The 17,937-nt window shown below is 59.2% G+C and carries 12 protein-coding genes; 9 read left to right on the top strand and 3 right to left on the bottom strand.

Going from position 1 to position 17,937, the window contains the following annotated elements:
• Positions 1-884, bottom strand: an 884-nt coding sequence (locus AC6RA8_RS13305; RefSeq protein ID WP_500353226.1) for a LacI family DNA-binding transcriptional regulator, incomplete at its 3' end; no start/stop codon positions are given.
• 117 nt (positions 885-1,001) lie between these two features.
• Here AC6RA8_RS13305 and AC6RA8_RS13300 point away from each other — a divergent pair.
• Genes AC6RA8_RS13300 through AC6RA8_RS13285 form a run of 4 tightly spaced genes read left to right on the top strand, consistent with a single transcriptional unit; the run spans position 1,002 to position 6,950 of the window.
• Positions 1,002-3,326: a DUF1989 domain-containing protein gene (locus AC6RA8_RS13300; RefSeq protein WP_500353225.1), complete on the top strand. Its 2,325-nt coding sequence runs from the start codon at positions 1,002-1,004 to the stop codon at positions 3,324-3,326.
• Complete coding sequence (locus AC6RA8_RS13295; RefSeq protein WP_500353224.1) at positions 3,323-4,381, top strand: quaternary amine ABC transporter ATP-binding protein; 1,059 nt, start codon at positions 3,323-3,325, stop codon at positions 4,379-4,381. Before AC6RA8_RS13300 ends, AC6RA8_RS13295 begins: the two co-directional genes overlap by 4 nt.
• A gap of 1 nt (position 4,382) precedes the next feature.
• On the top strand, positions 4,383-5,969 hold the full coding sequence (locus tag AC6RA8_RS13290; RefSeq protein WP_500353223.1) for an ABC transporter permease: 1,587 nt from the start codon (positions 4,383-4,385) through the stop codon (positions 5,967-5,969).
• A gap of 30 nt (positions 5,970-5,999) precedes the next feature.
• Positions 6,000-6,950: an ABC transporter substrate-binding protein gene (locus AC6RA8_RS13285; RefSeq protein ID WP_500353222.1), complete on the top strand. Its 951-nt coding sequence runs from the start codon at positions 6,000-6,002 to the stop codon at positions 6,948-6,950.
• 137 nt (positions 6,951-7,087) lie between these two features.
• Here the strand turns inward: AC6RA8_RS13285 and AC6RA8_RS13280 are convergent, their stop codons facing one another.
• Positions 7,088-8,101: a LacI family DNA-binding transcriptional regulator gene (locus tag AC6RA8_RS13280; protein ID WP_500353221.1), complete on the bottom strand. Its 1,014-nt coding sequence runs from the start codon at positions 8,099-8,101 to the stop codon at positions 7,088-7,090.
• Between the two features lie 123 nt (positions 8,102-8,224).
• On the opposite strand from AC6RA8_RS13280, the gene AC6RA8_RS13275 reads away from it, so the two are divergent.
• From AC6RA8_RS13275 to AC6RA8_RS13255, 5 genes are read left to right on the top strand one after another with little or no spacing between them, the layout of a single operon-like run.
• On the top strand, positions 8,225-9,754 hold the full coding sequence (locus tag AC6RA8_RS13275) for a tripartite tricarboxylate transporter permease (RefSeq protein ID WP_500353220.1): 1,530 nt from the start codon (positions 8,225-8,227) through the stop codon (positions 9,752-9,754).
• The gene (locus AC6RA8_RS13270; RefSeq protein WP_299602761.1) at positions 9,751-10,215 is read left to right on the top strand and encodes a tripartite tricarboxylate transporter TctB family protein; all 465 of its coding nucleotides are present in this window, start codon (positions 9,751-9,753) and stop codon (positions 10,213-10,215) included. The genes AC6RA8_RS13275 and AC6RA8_RS13270 overlap by 4 nt, the downstream gene beginning before the upstream one ends.
• A 40-nt stretch (positions 10,216-10,255) precedes the next feature.
• Positions 10,256-11,227 carry a tripartite tricarboxylate transporter substrate binding protein gene (locus AC6RA8_RS13265; RefSeq protein WP_500353219.1) on the top strand — a complete coding sequence of 324 codons (972 nt, stop codon included), beginning with the start codon at positions 10,256-10,258 and terminating at the stop codon, positions 11,225-11,227.
• 54 nt (positions 11,228-11,281) lie between these two features.
• A complete protein-coding gene (sauS, locus tag AC6RA8_RS13260; RefSeq protein WP_500353218.1) occupies positions 11,282-12,685 on the top strand; it encodes an acylating sulfoacetaldehyde dehydrogenase in 1,404 nt (467 codons plus the stop codon).
• On the top strand, positions 12,682-14,169 hold the full coding sequence (locus AC6RA8_RS13255) for an AMP-binding protein (RefSeq protein ID WP_500353217.1): 1,488 nt from the start codon (positions 12,682-12,684) through the stop codon (positions 14,167-14,169). The genes sauS and AC6RA8_RS13255 overlap by 4 nt, the downstream gene beginning before the upstream one ends.
• A 148-nt stretch (positions 14,170-14,317) precedes the next feature.
• Here AC6RA8_RS13255 and rpoC read toward each other — a convergent pair.
• On the bottom strand, positions 14,318-17,937 hold a 3,620-nt coding region (gene rpoC / locus AC6RA8_RS13250), incomplete at its 5' end, for a DNA-directed RNA polymerase subunit beta' (protein WP_500353216.1).

The raw sequence follows: 17,937 nt of genomic DNA, 5'->3' as shown, positions 1-17,937 counted from the left end.
CCGGATGCAGGCAGGTCAATGGTGGTGAGCGGCGGCACAACGGCCTCCGCCCAATCGAGATTGTCAAACCCCATGACCGACACATCCTGCGGGATCCTTTTGCCCGCATCTGCGCAAGCAAAGTAAGCGCCCAGCGCCAACACATCCGAAAAACACAAATATGCCGAGTACCCAGCTCCGTTCGCCAAACGACGACCCACACACGCCTTCCCCCCCGCAACACTCAGCGGCGTTTCGAAGAAATCCAGTGCATCAAAGAGGCCACGCAACGCCTGCGCACCATCCCGGCGCGCCAATGTCCTGTCACTTTCGACAAGCGGCCCATGGACGACCGCCACCTTCCTGTGTCCGTTAACGTGCAGATGCCGCAACGCCTGGCCGGCCAAATCGGCATTGTCGTATCCCACGGTAGGTTGTTCGCATTGCGGGTCCCAGACAGAGGTATAGACATAGGGCACCTGCCGCTTGCCCAACATCTCAAGCAATGCCGCAGAATGCGTCTGGCCGCTCAGAATGAACGCATCCGCACCCATCCCCAGCAGCTTGCGGGCCGCCGCCAATTCCTCGGCATCATCGGCATTCGAGATTGCAAGAACCAAGGAATAGCCATGCAAGCTGAGCGTCCGTTCGATGGCAGAAATGAACTTGGCAAAGACCGAATGCTCGATTGTCGGGATGATGGCTGCCACCACTCGGGTCCGCCGCGTTGACAACGCCCGCGCCGCCGGGTTGGGCAGATAGTCCAGCCGGCTACACGCATCAAGCACAAGCTGCCGGGTCTTTTCGCTGACCTTGGCATCCCCATTCACAACACGAGAGATCGTTGCCGTGGATAACCCGGTGTCCCGTGCCACATCTCTGATACTTGCCGCAGTTTTTGCCACGATAATCCCCCTCCTCCGCACCAGATGCTTGACCAAAGCGATTCGCAAGTGTTCAAATGTAACCGGTTACACAGCGCGCCGCTCAATTGACGCTTGGACCAAACAGGGAATAGCCACGTGCTAAAACGAAGCGATACCTACACGCCTGCTCGCGCGCGGTATCAGGGCCTAAAGGATCCCGCCGCACTCCGCCGCGACATACGTTACGGCGAAATGGGCAGGATACGCGTTCGCGCAGGCTCGGTAATATCGATCACCAATGTGGATGGCGGATGCGATGTTTGGCTGACCGCCCTTGCAGACAACGAACGCGATTTCGGCCTTTCCGCTTTTGCGCATGTCGGCGACGCTGGCCAACCGCTACCCTCTGACGGGTATGACACACGGCAGATGCAAATGCTTGCGCATGGCCGTGACAGTGGTCTGAGCCGTGGCGCTGGCCTGCGCATCTTTGCTGCATCGGACGCATCGGGCGAAGTCCACATCGCGAAGGTGACCCAAGACACCGATCTGTTCTGCATCGTCCCCGTAGCACATGAGTACATCAGCACCGGCGGCGGTGGCCTTGTCGCCCTGTCCGTCCAGCCACCAGCGGGCACGATCAACGAGGCATCCCTGCCTGAACCCATGGGCCGCGTCATAGATGAATGGCGCGTCAGCCGCGGCACCGCACACGCATACACCCTCAAGAAGGGGCAGTTCGTTCAGATTATAGATGTCGAAGGCCAACAGTGCTCCGACTTCATGGCCATGCGCAGCGAAGCACTGGAGCAAGGCACTGAACGATACATCGACAGCACCGTGTCCCGCACCATGGCGCGCAGTGCGTACCCACTTCCGGGCCTGCACGACAAGTTCTTTGATCAGGACATGAAACCGCTGCTCGCAGTGCGGCAGGACATGGTTGGACGGCACGACACATTTGCTCTAGCCTGCACTGCACGCGGATACGAAGAACGCGGATTTCCCGGCCATGTGAACTGTTCTGACAATATCAGCGGCGCATTTGCACCCTACGGCATTCAATCGCGGCGCGCCTGGCCTGCAATCAACTTCTTTTTCAATTCGTGGATCGACTGGCAAGACCACCACATTGCGGCGGACGAAGCCTGGTCACGGCCCGGAGACTACGTGGCGATGCAAGCGCTGACCGATCTGGTCTGCGTTTCCACTGCTTGCCCCGACGATGTCGATCCTATCAACGGCTGGAACCCAACGGATATTCACGTGCGTATTTACGAAGAAAACAGCGACATCCAACACGCTGTATCGTGGCGATCAAACCCCGGCGATGCCGCGCAGATGACGACCCATTCTGCGTTCCATCCGCGCATCTCGAAACTGACAAGCAGCTACCAGGTTGCCCGGCAACTCTGGATGCCAACGCAATACGACGCGACCGGCGCAATTGCCGAATACTGGGCGTGCAAGAACGCGGCGACCCTGCAGGATATGTCAGGCCTTCGGAAATTCGACATCATCGGACCGGATGCCGAAGAGTTGCTGCAGCACTGTATGACACGAAACGTGGCCAAGCTGTCGCTGCACCGCGGTCTATATGCCCTGATGTGCGACCAACGCGGCTCGGTTCTGGATGACGGTACCTTGTTCCGGCTCGAAGACACGGCGTTCCGCTGGTGCTGCGGATCGGATAATTCCGGCCTCCACTTGCGCGAACAGGCGGAAGCACTCGGCCTGAATGTGCGCATTCTCACCCATGGCGGAAAAATGCAGAACCTCGCTCTGCAAGGGCCAAAATCACGTGATATCCTGCGCGAACTGGTCTTCACCCAGCCGTCGCGCCCCACGCTCGACAACCTCAAATGGTTCGGCTTCACCATCGCACGGCTGCATGACCGGGACGGACCCGCGTTCATGCTATGCCGCACGGGCTTTACCGGTGAACTGGGCTACGAGATTTTCTGCGACAGCAATGATGCCGTGGCCATATGGGACGCGCTGATCGAAGCGGGCACACCACATGGCCTGGTGCCCATGGGCGGTGATGCTCTTGAAATGCTGCGGATCGAAGCAGGGCTTATGATTGCGGGCGCCGAATTTGGCCCCGACATGGATGCTTTCGAATCCGGCCTCGGCTTTGCCATTGATCTGAAAAAATCGGGGTTTGTGGGCAGCGCGGCCCTTGAACGCAACGGTGCGGCCCCCCGCCGCAAACTCGTAGGATTGCACTTGGTCGGAAATGAAGCGCCGCACCATGGTGATGGTATCTTTATCGGTCGCGAACAGGTGGGTGTGATCACCAGCGCATGCAACTCACCTCAATTGGGCCATGCGATCGGCATGGCACGTATCGCCATCGAAAACGCCGCCCCTGGCACTGAACTGGAAGTGGGCAAGCTGGACGGACATATGAAGCGCCTTGGCGCAACGATTGTCGACCTGCCCTTCCTTGATCCCAAAAGAGAGAAGGCACGCGCTTGACTGAAAACACAGAAGAAGGGGTGGTCGTCACCCGCAACGTTTGGAAGATTTTCGGAAACCGGGCTGACGAAGCCATGGAAGCCGTGCGACGGGACAACCTGTCCAAGGCCGAGGTACTGGAAGAGTTTGGCGCCGTGGTCGGGGTCAAGGATGTGTCGATCTCGGTCGGCGAAGGGGAAATCTTCTGTATCATGGGCCTCTCGGGCTCGGGCAAATCCACCCTCGTCCGGCACATCAACCGCCTGATCGAACCCACGGGCGGCGAAATTCTGATTAATGGTGCCAATGTCGGGCAACTCAACGCCGAAGAACTGCGCGCCATGCGCGCCGACAAAATCGGCATGGTGTTCCAGAACATGGCGCTCCTGCCCCACCGCACGGTACGCGACAACGTCGCCCTTTCGCTGGAGCTGCGCAATGTCGACGCCTACACGCGTGCTCAGGTTGCCGACCGCGTGATCGAACTGGTCAGCTTGCAAGGCTACGGAGACCGCCTGCCCTCTGAGTTGTCAGGCGGGATGCAGCAGCGCGTGGGCCTCGCCCGCGCTATGGCAGCCGACCCGGACATCCTGTTGATGGACGAACCTTTCTCGGCCCTCGACCCGCTGATCCGGCGCGTCTTGCAGGACGAATTCCTTGACCTGTCCAAGTCGATGAACAAGACCACGCTCTTTATCACCCACGATCTCGATGAAGCGATCCGCATGGGCAACCGCATCGCCATCATGAAGGACGGCGAAATCGTGCAGGTCGGCACACCCGAAGACATCGTGACCAAGCCCGCCGACGACTACGTGGCGGACTTCGTGGCCGGTATCTCGAAGCTGAAACTGCTCTATGCCCACACAGTCATGGAACCGCTCGAAGCCTACGAACAGCGCAAGGGACCGGTGGCACAGGCAGAGGCACCCGTGGCCGACCCGGACGACGATCTCGACAGGCTGATCGCGCTCAGCGTCAACCAGGATCACCCTGTGCTGATCAAGTCGGACGGCAACGTCGTGGGCGTGGTGTCCAAAGATGCAATCCTGCATGGCGTCCAGGGGGAGGCGTAACATGACCGATACAACACCCGATCAAATGGGCGGCGCGCCCGCCGCCGCCACGGACGAAACCAAACCTTTTGCCGATTTCGCCGACAAATCCGGAAGCTATTTCGCGCAAACCTTCCTGTCGATCCAAAAGGCGCAACTGCCCGGCACCCATATCAACTGGATTGCCGCCATCGCTGGTTTTCCATGGGCTGCAATCCGTGCCAACAAACTTTTGTTCTGGATTGGCTTCCTGATCGACCTCGTTGCCGCCGTGTACCTCATGCAGGTCTGGAAATTCTCGCAGGCGGCCAAACAGGCCGTAATCGACAACAAAGACTTCCTCGTTGTCCGCTACGAAGACTGGACAGCGTCCAGCCTATGGGCAGCGATCATCATCTTCTTACTCGGCCGTATCCTCTTTGGCTGGCTGGCTGACCGCATCTATTTCCGTCAATACAACACATGGCGCGTCGATCATTCCAAGCCATCCGGCTGGGACACGAAGCGACTGGTCTGGGCCGCAGTGATCGTCGCCATGATCGCGCCACTCATGCTCTACCGTGCCTCGCAATTCCCGCCCGAGGAACGGACCTGCATCAAACAGGCCCGCTCCATCGCCGCGGGCGAAGAGGTGGCGTTCAAGGACCAGTTCGACTGCATGATCATCGGAGAATTCCCCACGGTCGTCTGGTTGGAACGGCGCGACACCGTCACCTATCCGCGTGATGATGACGGCAATCGCTTTGTCCGCCGCGAAGCACCCCGCGAAGGGCTGCCGCCGGTCAACCTGAACAGCTACACGGCACAACTGATCGACGACGGCATCGGTTATCTCACAGCCTTCTACGGCTTCTTCTTCGACGGGATCACGACCTTCTTGCGGTCAATGCTGTCGGCAATCACCGCCGTCTTTGTCGGCACGCCATGGATCATCGCCATGGGGGCCATCATGGCGATCAGTTACACGATGGCCGGGGCGCGAATAACCATATTCGTCGCCGCCTCACTCGTGTACCTCGCCCTCTTCGGTTTCTGGCAAACCGCCATGGACACGATGAGCCTCGTAGTCGCGGCCTCGATCATCTGCGTTGTCTTCGGCCTGCCGCTGGGCATCTGGGTTGGCAAATCGACACGAGGACAGGCCATAATAACGCCCATTCTCGACATCATGCAGACGATCCCATCCTTCGTGTACCTGCTGCCCGCTGTCGCCTTCTTCTCGATCGGCAAACCGCCGGGCATCCTCGCCACGGTGATCTTCGCGATGCCGCCAATGGTGCGGCTCACGGCACTCGGCATCCGCCACGTGCCCGAGAACACCAAGGAAGCCGCCCTCGCCTTCGGCGCCAACCCACGGCAACTCTTGATGAAGGTGGAATTGCCACAGGCCCTGCCGTCGATCATGGCAGGCGTCAACCAGGTGGTGATGATGGCATTGTCCATGGTCGTTGTGGCCGCACTGATCGGCGCTGGCGGCATGGGCTTTATCGTGACGGAAGCGCTCGCGAACACTCGTACGGGCGCAGGCATCCTGGCCGGCATTGGCATCGCGCTTCTGGCGATGATGATCGACCGCGTTGTCCAGAAGGCCAACACCGTCAAACACTAACCAAGAATGAGTTCAATAAGGGAGACACACATGAAACTCATCACAACCCTCACCGCTGCCGGGGCCCTGTCGGTCGCAGCAGTCGGTGCCTCGGCACAGGAAAAGGTCGCCATCTCCGACCTGAACTGGACCGGTGCCAAGGCCATCGCACACGTCATCAAGACGGTGATCGAAGGGCCGCTCGGCTCCGAAGCTGAAATCGTCGAAGGTCTGTCCGACCAAGCCATCATCGCCACCGGCATGGACAAGGGCGACGGCTCGGCCGACGTCTGGACCGACATGTGGATGCCGAACCAGCAAGGCCCATGGGACCGCTTCATCGAAGACGCAGGCACCGTGGCGCACAACCAGCCCTATGCCGGCACCCAGCAGATGTACGTGCCCAGCTACATGTCCGACCAGATCAGCTCGTTCGAGGATCTGAAGGACCCGGCTGTCGCCGCCATGTTCGACAAGGACGGCAACGGCAAGGGCGAATACTGGGCCGGTGACGCCTCGTGGAAGTCCACGAAAATCTGGCAGGTCAAGATGAAGTCCTACGGCCTCTCCGAACTGTGGGAGCCGGAAATCATCTCCGACGCGACCTTCAAGGCGCAGCTGAAGACGTCCTACGGCAATCAGAAGCCGATCCTGTTCTACTACTGGACACCCGAATGGATTCACGCTGCCTATGACATCTCTCCGCTGGCCGAGCCTGAGCACACCGAAGGCTGCCTGAACCTGCAGCTCGATGGCGAAGACTGGCTGGAAGTGTCCGAAGCAGGCTGCAAAACGCCAGACGCACAAATCTTTGTCAGCTACTCCAAGTCGCTGGAACAGCGGAACCCACCCGCAGCCAAGTTCCTGAGCCAGATCCAACTGGACCCAGCGGTCGTGAACGGCTGGATCCTGTCCATCGGTCGGGATGAGATGGACCCGCAGGACGTGGCCGAAGCCTGGGTCGCTGAAAACATGGACATCGTGAACGGCTGGATCAACTAAGCCGCTGACAGTTCAGGAAACCCGGTGTGAGGGATACCTCGCGCCGGGTTTTCATTTGGGCGGCCCCGCAAGCAGCTCTCAGACCGGGACAACTTCTGGGAACGCCACATAGCTCGGCATATCAACGGCCAGACGCGTCAAAGGCTCGGTGACACCGCCTGCGCAGAATTCCGAAGCATAAGCACAGGTTCGCAGTGCAAACTGCGCCGGTCCCAGGCCTCTTGGTCGACAATTGCAGTGGTCAGGGCCTTGCCAGCCTCGTGACCAATACGCTTTGCCGGCAAACGTACCGTCGTCAACGCAGGCTCTATGTCCGACGACCCTTTGAAATCACCAATCCCAACGATCGAGATTTCGTCCGGCACCGACAGCCCCGCCGCCTTGGCACCGTAGAGTGCCCCGGTTGCAAGGATGTCGTTGCCGCAGACCAAAGCGGTGGGCCGGTTGGGTTCTGAAAACAGCCGCAAGGCATCACTCTTCGACTCTGAGATACTGTAAACGGTGGTGAGCGACCAGGCGTCGGGAACGGACACACCTGCGTTTCTTAGGGTCTGTAACACGATGTCACGCCGGGCAAGCGCACGGTCATTGCCTTCGGTGGGTGGAAACATGCAACCGATCTTGCGGTGCCCCAGCGACAGGACATGCTCGGCAATCATGCGCCCTGCCTGCTCGTTGTCCGCACCGATGCAAGGAAAGCGCGATCCAGCCGCGTGGTTCCACATCAGCACGCAAGGTATCTCTTGCTGGTCAAGAAGCTGGAACACGGCATCATCATGATCCAGACCTGTCAAAACGACCCCATCCACGCGATGTTCAAGGAACTTGCGTAAGATCGCGTATTCGCGCTGCAAGTCATAACCGTGCGATGCGAGAAGAATGGTAAAACCCTTTTCCGCCACGGTGTCGGAAAAGGCCTGCACAACTTCGGCAAAGATCGCATGATCCAATGTCGGGATAAGCACGCCAATCGTTCCTGACCGAATACCGTGGATCGTTTGGGCCGCGCGATTTCGAATATATCCCGTCCTGCGCACGGCGGAATCGATGCGTTTGCGGGTTGCAGGCTTCAGCAAGTCGGGATGGTTGAAGTAGCGTGAAACCGTTGATGCCGAAACACGTGCGGCCTTTGCCACAGTCAAGATATCCACTTTTTTTGGTTTTGTTTCAGCCACCTAAACGTCCACATTCAGGAATTTATGAAAACATTTGCAAAACTATTTTCATTGCTTAGCGTAACGGGTCAAGCCTGAGTTTGGGAGGAGTTGGGCCTGATGGACTTTCTGTTCTACATGGGCGATGTCTTCGCCCCGATCAATTTCGGGTTGTTGTTGCTTGGCACCATTGGCGGCCTGATCCTTGGGGCCACGCCCGGGCTTTCGCCGACAATGGCCGTGGCGTTGCTGATCCCCTTCACCTTTCAACTGGAACCGCAACAGGGGCTGATCCTGCTGGGGGCCGCCTACACATCAACCGTGGCGGGCGGCGCGGTGAGTGCGATCTTGCTGAAAATCCCGGGCGCTCCGGCCAATATCGCCACGACGCTGGACGGCCACACCATGGCCACCAAGGGCGAAGGGGCCAAGGCGCTGCAGCTGTCCTTCCTGGCCTCGGCAGTCGGCGGATTGTTCGGCGTCTTCCTGTTGATTTTCCTCACCCCCGTTCTCGCGCAATGGGCGCTGGCATTTGGACCATCCCACCTGTTCTGGCTGGCAATCCTCGGTGTGACAGTGATTGGCACACTCGATTCCAGCTCGGTCGTGAAAGGATTGCTGTCCGGCTGCATCGGCCTTTGGCTAGCGACCATCGGCTTTGACGACATCATGGGCGCGCAGCGCTTCATCTTCCATCCGTCCGTCAGTGGGGGGATCAACGTGATCCCAGCGCTTATTGGCCTCTTCGCCATCCCCCAGGTGATCACCATGTTCACAAAGGGACGCTCGAGCGACGATGCCGAGGTGATCAGCGTCAAACGGCATCCGATCAGGTTGGCCTTTCTCGAAGTCATCAAGCGCAAGACGGCCCTGACCATCGGCACTTTGACCGGATCCATCATCGGGCTGATCCCCGGTGTCGGCGGGCAGATCGCCGGGTTGGTGGCCTATGACCAATCCAAGAAATTCAGCAAGGAAAGCCAGAAATTCGGAACCGGTCACAGCGAAGGGATCATTGCGGCGGAAAGTGCCAATAACGCTATGGTTGGCCCTTCTCTTGTTCCCCTTCTCACGCTGTCAATTCCAGGCTCGCCCACCGCGGCGGTACTGCTTGGCGGGCTTCTGATCCACGGCATTTTCCCGGGTCCCGACCTCTTCATGAACTACCCACAGGTCGCCTGGACATTCATCGACTCCATGCTGATCGGGCAGATCCTCATGTGTGTTTTCGGGCTCTACATCGCGGGGCTGGCGGCCAGCGTTGCAAGGGTGCCGCATGCGGTCATGGCGGCGGTGGTGCTTGGCCTCGCCGTTTTCGGAAGCTACTCCGTGCAGAATTCCATGGGCGATGTCTATGTGATGGCGACGCTAGGCATGGCCATGTACTTTCTTGAGCGCTTTGGCTTCTCGGCCGCCCCGCTTGTGCTTGGCCTGATCTTGGGGCCCATTGCCGAAGCGAATTTCATCCAAGGGTCCATGATCGCAAACGCGACGGTGGGAACAGGGGCCTATTTCTTCACCGGCTGGCTCAACTGGTTCCTGATCCTGATCGTGCTGGCCTCGATCAGCTACTCGATCTGGATGGAGATCGCCTCGCGCCGCTACACCACCAAGGACGACGCCGTGGCCAAGGAAGAGGCCCTGTCATGAGCGATCTGCCCCGCAGCCAGCACATCATCGCCTCTGGCCTTATCGCCGGGGTTGGCATCAGCGTTGCTTACATCAGTTTCACACAGGAACCCGCAGACGCGTTTGTATTTCCACGGCTGATCTCATCAGTGTTTGCGGTTCTCGCCATCTGGACGTTCGCCAAGGCGATCCTTGGGCGGACAAAAGTCGGGAACGGTATCAGCGCAGATGCAATGCGTAAGATGCTGCCCGGGCTGATCGTTGCGATCATATATGTCTTCTGGGCGGCCAAGGGGCTGGGGTTCTACACGGCAACCACCATCGCCTTCTTTGTCCTCGTATCGCTCTACGATCCGGCCCCGCATTCAGACATCAAAAGCTGGATCAAACGGATACTCATCACCGCCGGTTTCATGGCGGTCATGTACGGCCTCTTCGCGGCATTGCTGAATGTCTTCACACCGCGAGAGATTTTTTTCTGAACCGCAAAAGCGGCAGATTTAACCCCAAGGGAGGAAGAAAATGAAAAAATGGATCACAGGGGCGGCGCTTGCACTCGCCGCAATGGCGGGGTCGGCGCAAGCCGATGGCCATGAAGACTATCCGGAACGGCCCATCCTGATGATGGTCAGCTATGGTGCCGGTGGTGCAACGGATTTCCAGGCGCGCATCGTGACAATGACCGCCGGGAATGAGGATGCGCTTGGGATGCCCATTGCCATCGTCAATCGTCCCGGCGCGGGTGGCCGCGTTGGCTGGAACTGGTTCGCGTCCGAGGCCGAGGCTGACGGCTACACGCTGGGGGCTTACAACATCCCGCACTTCATCGCGCAGTCGATCGAGGGCGGCGTATCCTACTCCGCCGATAGCTTCGAACCGATTGCAAACTGGGGCGCAGACCCGGCGGTCTTTGTTGTTGGTGCAGACAGCGAATTCAACTCGATGGAAGACGTCGTCAACTACGCCAAGGAAAACCCGGGCGGCCTGACATTCTCCGGGGCGGGTCTGTTCGTGGGTCACCACATTGCCGCGCTGCAACTGGAAAAGGCAGCAGGCGTGAAACTCGCCTATATCCCCAACAACAAAGGGGGCGCAGGTGCGATGCGCGCTGTCATCGCGGGCGAAGTGCTGGGTGGAGTGAACAACCTTTCCGACGCCTTCCGCGCACGTGAAGCCGGCAACGTGAAAATCCTCGGCGTCTTCGATCTGGAGCGGAATGAAGAGTTTCTGCCCGATGTCCCCACCTTGAAGGAACAGGGCTTTGACATCGACAACGCGTCGGTCAACTTCCGCGGTGTCATGGTGCCCAAAGGCACGCCGCAGCCCATCATCGACAAGCTGGCCGCCACCGTGCCCACCATGTTCGAAAATGGTCGGGTGCAAAAGCGGATGGCTGCGGGCGGCTCGCCCATGAACATCATGACGCGCGACGAAGTGCTCGAAATGTGGGCAGCGCGGCAGGCAACCCTCGAAGAATTGCTTGCCGGTCTCTAAGTCACTGGTGCAGCGCCCGATCGGCGGGCGCTGCGCTCAAATCAGGACACACCCATGAATACCATTGATCCCATTGCAAACGTCGAAGCCATCGTGGCCCGTGCGCGGGCAGCGCAAAGCGCCTTTGAACGCAATGGATCGCAGCAAGCATACGACCGGGCCACACAAGCCGCCGCCTGGGCAATCATGGAACCCACCCGCAACCGCCATTTGGCGGAACTCGCAGTTGAGACCACTGGGCTGGGAAATGTGCCCGACAAGATCACCAAAAACCATCGCAAAACCCTGGGCCTGATGCGCGACATCAAAGAGGCTCAGACATATGGCGTCATCGCCGACGACCCGGCCACTGGCATCACCGAAGTGGCCCGGCCCATTGGGGTCATTGGCGCGGTTGTGCCCTCGACAAATCCCGGCGCAACGCCCGCAAACAACATCATCAACGCATTGAAATGCGGCAACGCCATCGTCGTATCACCCTCTCCCAAGGGCGTGCCAACCTGCGAAGCGCTCTTGGGCTATATCCACGCTGAATTCGACAAGCTGGGCATCGACAAGGATCTGGTCCAGATGATCCCCGGGCGCGGCTCCAAGGAAACGACCCAACGCCTGCTTGAGATCACCGATCTGATCGTCGTCACGGGCAGCCAGAACAATGTCAAACGGGCCTACACATCGGGCACACCCGCGCTCGCTGTCGGGGCGGGCAACGTCGCTGTGATCGTTGACGAAACAGCAGACCTGGCAGCGGCAGCCGAGAAAATCAAAGCGTCCAAGACGTTCGACAACGCCACCTCCTGCTCATCCGAGAACGCAGTCGTTGTTGTGGATGCGGTCTATGACGACTTTGCTGCCGAAATGGCGCGCACGGGCGGCGCACTGATCCGGGACGAAGCCAAGGTGACGTCCAAGCTCTGGATCAAGGGCCACTTGAACCCAAGGGCCATCGCACAGGACGCGGACAAGATGATCGCCGCCCTCGGGCTGACGGATGAGGTGCCGACCAACACGTCCTACCTGGCGGTCGAAACATCCGGCATCGGGCCTGATCATCCGCTGTCGGGCGAGAAGCTCAGCCGGGTTCTGACGGTCTACCGTGCAAAGGATTTCGCGGATGCAGTGCGCATCACGCGCGAGATCGAGTTGCATCAGGGCGCGGGTCATTCTGTCGGGCTGCACACACGGACAGACGACCGGCCCTTGGTCCTCGCGCAGGCGATCCCGACCAGCCGAGTGATCGTCAACCAAGCCCATACATTCGCCACCGGTGGTTCGTTCACCAATGGCATGCCGTTTTCGCTTTCGATGGGCTGTGGGTCTTGGGGTGGCAATTCAATTGATACCAACCTGCATTGGCGCCACTTCATGCAAACCACCAAGATCGTGCGGGAAATCCCAGCCAATGAACCCGCACTCAACGAGATTTTCAGCGACTACTGGAACGAAGCCGGACAATGATCTTCGACCGGAACAGGCCGCCCGAAGGCACGGTGAGGGACTGGCTTGATGCCAGGGCCGACGCGGGTGGTGTGGCGATTGTGTTCCCAGAAACAGGGGAGACGCTTGATTGGCAGACCCTGCGCGATGAGGCCAAGGCCGCAGCCGAACGGTTGGCAGGGCAAGGTGTCGCCCCCGGCGAAAGCGTCGCCATCGTCCATCCCAATGGTCGCGCTGGTGTCGTGGCGCTTTATGCCGCTCTTTACGGTGGGTTTCGGGCGACCATGATCAATCTGGCGGCGGGGCCAGATGCAATCGCTTATGCCCTCGATCACAGCGGAGCGCGCTACGCTTTTGTACACGACAGCCAAAGGGATGTGATTGCCCGGGTTGCACCTGCACGGCTGACAATCTTGGAACCTGACATGCTGGCGCAACGGGCATCATTGGCGGCTTTCGATGCAGCGCAACATGCGTTGCTGATGTACACATCCGGTACAACCGGTCAGCCCAAAGGCGTCGTGCATACCCATGCCAGCCTGCTTGCGGGTGGGTGGACGACCGCCATTGCACATGACCTGTCGCCAATGGATCGCGGCTTTTGCGTTTTACCGATCTACCACATCAACGGGCTTTGCGTGACCTTGATGGGGTCGCTCGTCTCGGGTGGGTCGCTGGCGATGACTGCCAAATTTTCAGCCAGCCAGTTCTGGGATCAGGCAGACCGGGCCAAGGTCACCTGGTTCTCGGTGGTTCCAACAATCATCAGCCATCTTCTGCACAGCGACACCCACCCGAACACGGATGTTTCCGCCCGGCTGAGATTTGGGCGCTCCGCCTCCTCTGCCTTAGCAGTCGACACACAATCCGCCTTTGAGGAGCGCTTCCAAGTTCCGATCATCGAAACCATGGGACTGACCGAGACTGCGGCACAGATACTCTCGAACCCATTGCCCCCCGGCACACGCAAGATCGGATCACCGGGCATCGCCTACGGCAACGAAGTCCGCATCCTGACCGCCGACCTTGAGGACGCTCCGCCCATGCAAGAGGGCGAGATCGCCATACGCGGCCCCAACGTGATGGTCGAATACCTGCACAACCCGGAGGCCACAGCTAAAACGTTTGCCGGCGACTGGCTCCGCACTGGGGATCTCGGGCACATTGATGAAGACGGCTATGTTTTCGTGACCGGTCGCTTGAAAGAGCTGATCATCAAGGGAGGTGAAAACATCGCCCCGCGCGAGATTGACGAGGTTCTCTATTCCGAGCCGGACATCATCGAAGCGGCGGCATTCGCGCGGCCCTGCAAAAGCTATGGTGAGCGGGTCGAAGCAGCTGTAAGCGTCAAACCCGGCTCGGAACTATCTGAGGCCGCTTTGATTGCCCTGTGTCACCAACGGCTCGGCGCATTCAAATCTCCGGAAAGCATTCACTTTCTCAAGGAGTTGCCGAAAGGACCATCCGGAAAAATCCAACGGCTCAAACTGGCCTCTTTGATCTAAGTACCCTTCAACGGGCCACTTCTCACCACCAGCAAACAAACGACCTATCCAGTGGGCAAGTGGACGCCTCCTGCTCTTGCGCAATGTACCAAAACAAAAACCCCCGCCATCTCTGGCGGGGGTTTTGATTTTCACTCTGTGACCGAGATCAGTCGCGGCTGTCTTCCGAATGGTCGATGACCGTGTCGAACACGTCGCCACCCACCACATCGTCGGCCGTCGGAGCCGCCAGGGCAGCGGCCGCTTCGGCCTCTTCGCGACGGGCTTCGATAACGACATTGTCGCGGTCCGATGCGATCTTGCGCACAGCCTGGGTCGCACCACCGGTACCGGCAGGGATCAGACGGCCCACGATCACGTTCTCTTTCAGACCAACCAGCTTGTCCTTCTTGCCCTGTACCGACGCTTCGGTCAGCACGCGGGTGGTTTCCTGGAAGGACGCAGCCGAGATGAACGACCGGGTTTGCAGCGACGCCTTGGTGATACCCAAGAGGATCGGACCACCCTGAGCCGGGCGACCGCCTTTCGACAGGGCCTTCTCGTTGGCGGCATCGAACTCCTGCTTGTCCACGTGTTCGCCTTTCAGCAGCGTGGTGTCGCCCGAGTCCTCGATCTCCCATTTCTGGAGCATCTGACGCACGATGACCTCGATGTGCTTGTCGTTGATCTTCACGCCTTGCAGACGATAGACCTCTTGCACCTCGTTGATCATGTAGTCGGCCAACGCCTCGACGCCCATGATGGCAAGGATGTCATGGGGGGCAGGGTTGCCGTCCATGATGTAGTCACCCTTCTGGATGAAGTCGCCTTCGGCCACCGGGATGTGCTTGCCCTTGGGCACCATGTACTCGACCTTGTCCATGGTCTCGTCGCTGGGCTCAATCGCAATGCGGCGCTTGTTCTTGTAGTCCTTGCCAAAGCGCACGTAACCATCGATTTCCGCGATGATCGCGTGGTCCTTGGGACGACGGGCTTCGAACAATTCAGCCACACGCGGCAGACCACCGGTGATGTCCTTGGTCTTGGCACCTTCACGCGGAATACGCGCCACGACGTCGCCTGCTGCGATGTCCTGACCATCTTCCACCGACAGAACCGCGTCCACGGACATAGCATAGGTGATCGGGTTGCCTGCATCGTTGCGCACAGGTTCACCATCTTCACCCACCAGGATGATCTCCGGTTTCAGCTCGTTGCCTTTGGGGGCCGCACGCCAGTCGATCACGATCTTCTGGGTCATGCCGGTTGCTTCGTCGGTCTCGTCGCGAACCGCAAGGCCCGAAACCAGATCAACGTATTTCGCAGTACCGGCCTTCTCCGCAATGATCGGCAGAGTGTAGGGATCCCACTCGAACAGCTTGTCGCCACGCTTCACATCCTGACCATCGGTCACGAACAGTGCCGTACCGTAGCCCAGCTTGTGGTTTGCGCGCTCTTCACCATTCTCGTCTTGAATGATCAGCTTCATGTTCCGGCCCATGACCAGAACCTGCCCAGCCGCATTGGTCAGCGTCTGCGGGTTCTCAAAGACGATCTTGCCTTCCTGGCTTGCTTCGAGGAACGACTGCTGGCCACCTTGCGCAACACCACCGATGTGGAAGGTCCGCATCGTCAGCTGTGTGCCCGGCTCACCAATGGATTGGGCAGCAATGATGCCGACCGCTTCACCGGTGTTGACCATGGTACCGCGCGCCAGATCACGACCGTAGCACATGGTGCAGACGCCTTCTTCGGCCTCACAGGTCAGAGGCGAGCGGATGCGCATGGACTGCACGCCCATCTCTTCGATGGTGTCTGACATGCGTTCGTCAATCAGCGTACCAGCAGCAACGATCACCTCTTCAGTACCGGGCTTCAGCACGTCATCCGCAGCCACACGGCCCAGCACACGCTCGGCCAGCGATGCAACAACCTCGCCATCGTTCACCGCCGCTTCGGCCGTGATCGCGTTCTCGGTGCCACAATCGTTGTCACGTACGATGCAATCTTGCGCCACGTCCACCAGACGACGGGTCAGGTAACCCGAGTTCGCCGTCTTCAGAGCGGTGTCAGACAGACCTTTCCGCGCACCGTGGGTCGAGTTGAAGTATTCAAGAACGGTCAGACCTTCCTTGAAGTTCGAGATCACGGGCGTTTCGATGATGTCGCCGTTTGGACGCGCCATCAGGCCGCGCATCCCGCCCAGCTGCTTCATCTGCGTGACCGAGCCACGGGCACCGGAGTGCGCCATCATGTAGACCGAGTTCGGCTCCATTTCAGCGCCGTTCTCGTCCTTCTTCTCGGCCGAGATCGAGCCCATCATGGCGTCGGTGACCTTGTCGTTACACTTCGACCAGGCATCGACAACCTTGTTGTACTTTTCGCCCTGAGTGATCAGGCCGTCCATGTACTGCTGTTCAAAGTCCTTCACCTGCTCGCGGGTGTCGTCAACGATGGTCCACTTGCTGTCCGGGATCAGCATGTCGTCCTTACCGAACGAAATACCCGCCTTGAACGCTTCCTTGAAGCCCATGGACATGATCTGGTCACAGAAGATGACCGACTCCTTCTGACCGCAATAACGGTACACGGTGTCGATGACCTGCTGCACTTCCTTCTTCCGCAGAAGACGGTTGACCAGCTCAAAGGGTGCCTTGTTGTTCAGCGGCAGAAGCGCGCCCAAGCGGACACGGCCCGGCGTGGTTTCAAAGCGCTGCATGACCTCTTCGCCATGCTCGTTGATCTGCGGCACGCGGGCCGTGATCTTGGCGTGCAGGTGCACTTCGCCCGCATCGAGGGCGTGTTGCACTTCCTCGATCGAGCCAAAGACCATGCCTTCGCCCTTCATACCCGCGCGTTCCAGCGTGGTGTAATACAGGCCAAGGATCATATCCTGCGATGGAACAATGATCGGCGCGCCGTTTGCGGGCGACAGAACGTTGTTCGTCGACATCATCAGCACGCGCGCTTCCAGCTGGGCCTCAAGGCTCAGCGGAACGTGCACAGCCATCTGGTCACCGTCGAAGTCGGCGTTAAAGGCCGAACAGACCAACGGGTGCAGCTGGATCGCTTTACCTTCGATCAAGACGGGCTCAAACGCCTGAATGCCCAAACGGTGCAGCGTGGGCGCACGGTTTAGCATGACTGGGTGTTCGCGGATGACCTCATCCAGAATGTCCCACACTTCGGGACGCTCTTTTTCCACCAGCTTCTTGGCTTGTTTGACGGTCGAAGACAGACCTTTGGCTTCAAGCCGCGAGTAGATGAACGGCTTGAACAGTTCGAGCGCCATCTTCTTCGGCAGACCACATTGGTGCAGCTTCAGTTCCGGCCCGGTCACAATGACCGAACGGCCCGAGAAGTCGACGCGCTTACCCAGAAGGTTTTGGCGGAAACGACCCTGCTTACCCTTAAGCATGTCTGACAGCGATTTCAGCGGACGCTTGTTGGCACCCGTGATCACGCGGCCACGACGGCCGTTGTCGAACAGGGCGTCGACGGATTCCTGCAGCATCCGCTTTTCGTTGCGGACGATGATGTCAGGCGCGCGCAGCTCGATCAGGCGCTTCAGACGGTTGTTCCGGTTGATCACGCGGCGATACAGGTCGTTCAGGTCGGACGTCGCGAAACGGCCTCCATCGAGCGGCACCAGCGGGCGCAGTTCTGGCGGTATCACGGGGATCACGGTCAGAACCATCCACTCCGGGCGGTTGCCGGATTCGAGGAACGACTCCACCACTTTCAGACGCTTGATGATCTTCTTGGGCTTCAGCTCACCTGTCGCCTCTT

The organism is Tateyamaria sp., assembly GCF_059783535.1.
The sequence above is the reverse complement of the archived record's forward strand: the minus strand, read 5'-3'. Positions and strand labels throughout refer to the sequence as shown.

Bases quoted from the DNA above. Each gene is read 5' to 3' on its own strand.
- AC6RA8_RS13290 (WP_500353223.1), top strand. From the start codon at position 4,383: ATGACCGATACAACACCCGATCAAATGGGCGGCGCGCCCGCCGCCGCC.
- AC6RA8_RS13285 (WP_500353222.1), top strand. From the start codon at position 6,000: ATGAAACTCATCACAACCCTCACCGCTGCCGGGGCCCTGTCGGTCGCA.
- AC6RA8_RS13275 (WP_500353220.1), top strand. From the start codon at position 8,225: ATGGACTTTCTGTTCTACATGGGCGATGTCTTCGCCCCGATCAATTTC.
- AC6RA8_RS13270 (WP_299602761.1), top strand. From the start codon at position 9,751: ATGAGCGATCTGCCCCGCAGCCAGCACATCATCGCCTCTGGCCTTATC.
- AC6RA8_RS13265 (WP_500353219.1), top strand. From the start codon at position 10,256: ATGAAAAAATGGATCACAGGGGCGGCGCTTGCACTCGCCGCAATGGCG.
- sauS (WP_500353218.1), top strand. From the start codon at position 11,282: ATGAATACCATTGATCCCATTGCAAACGTCGAAGCCATCGTGGCCCGT.
- AC6RA8_RS13255 (WP_500353217.1), top strand. From the start codon at position 12,682: ATGATCTTCGACCGGAACAGGCCGCCCGAAGGCACGGTGAGGGACTGG.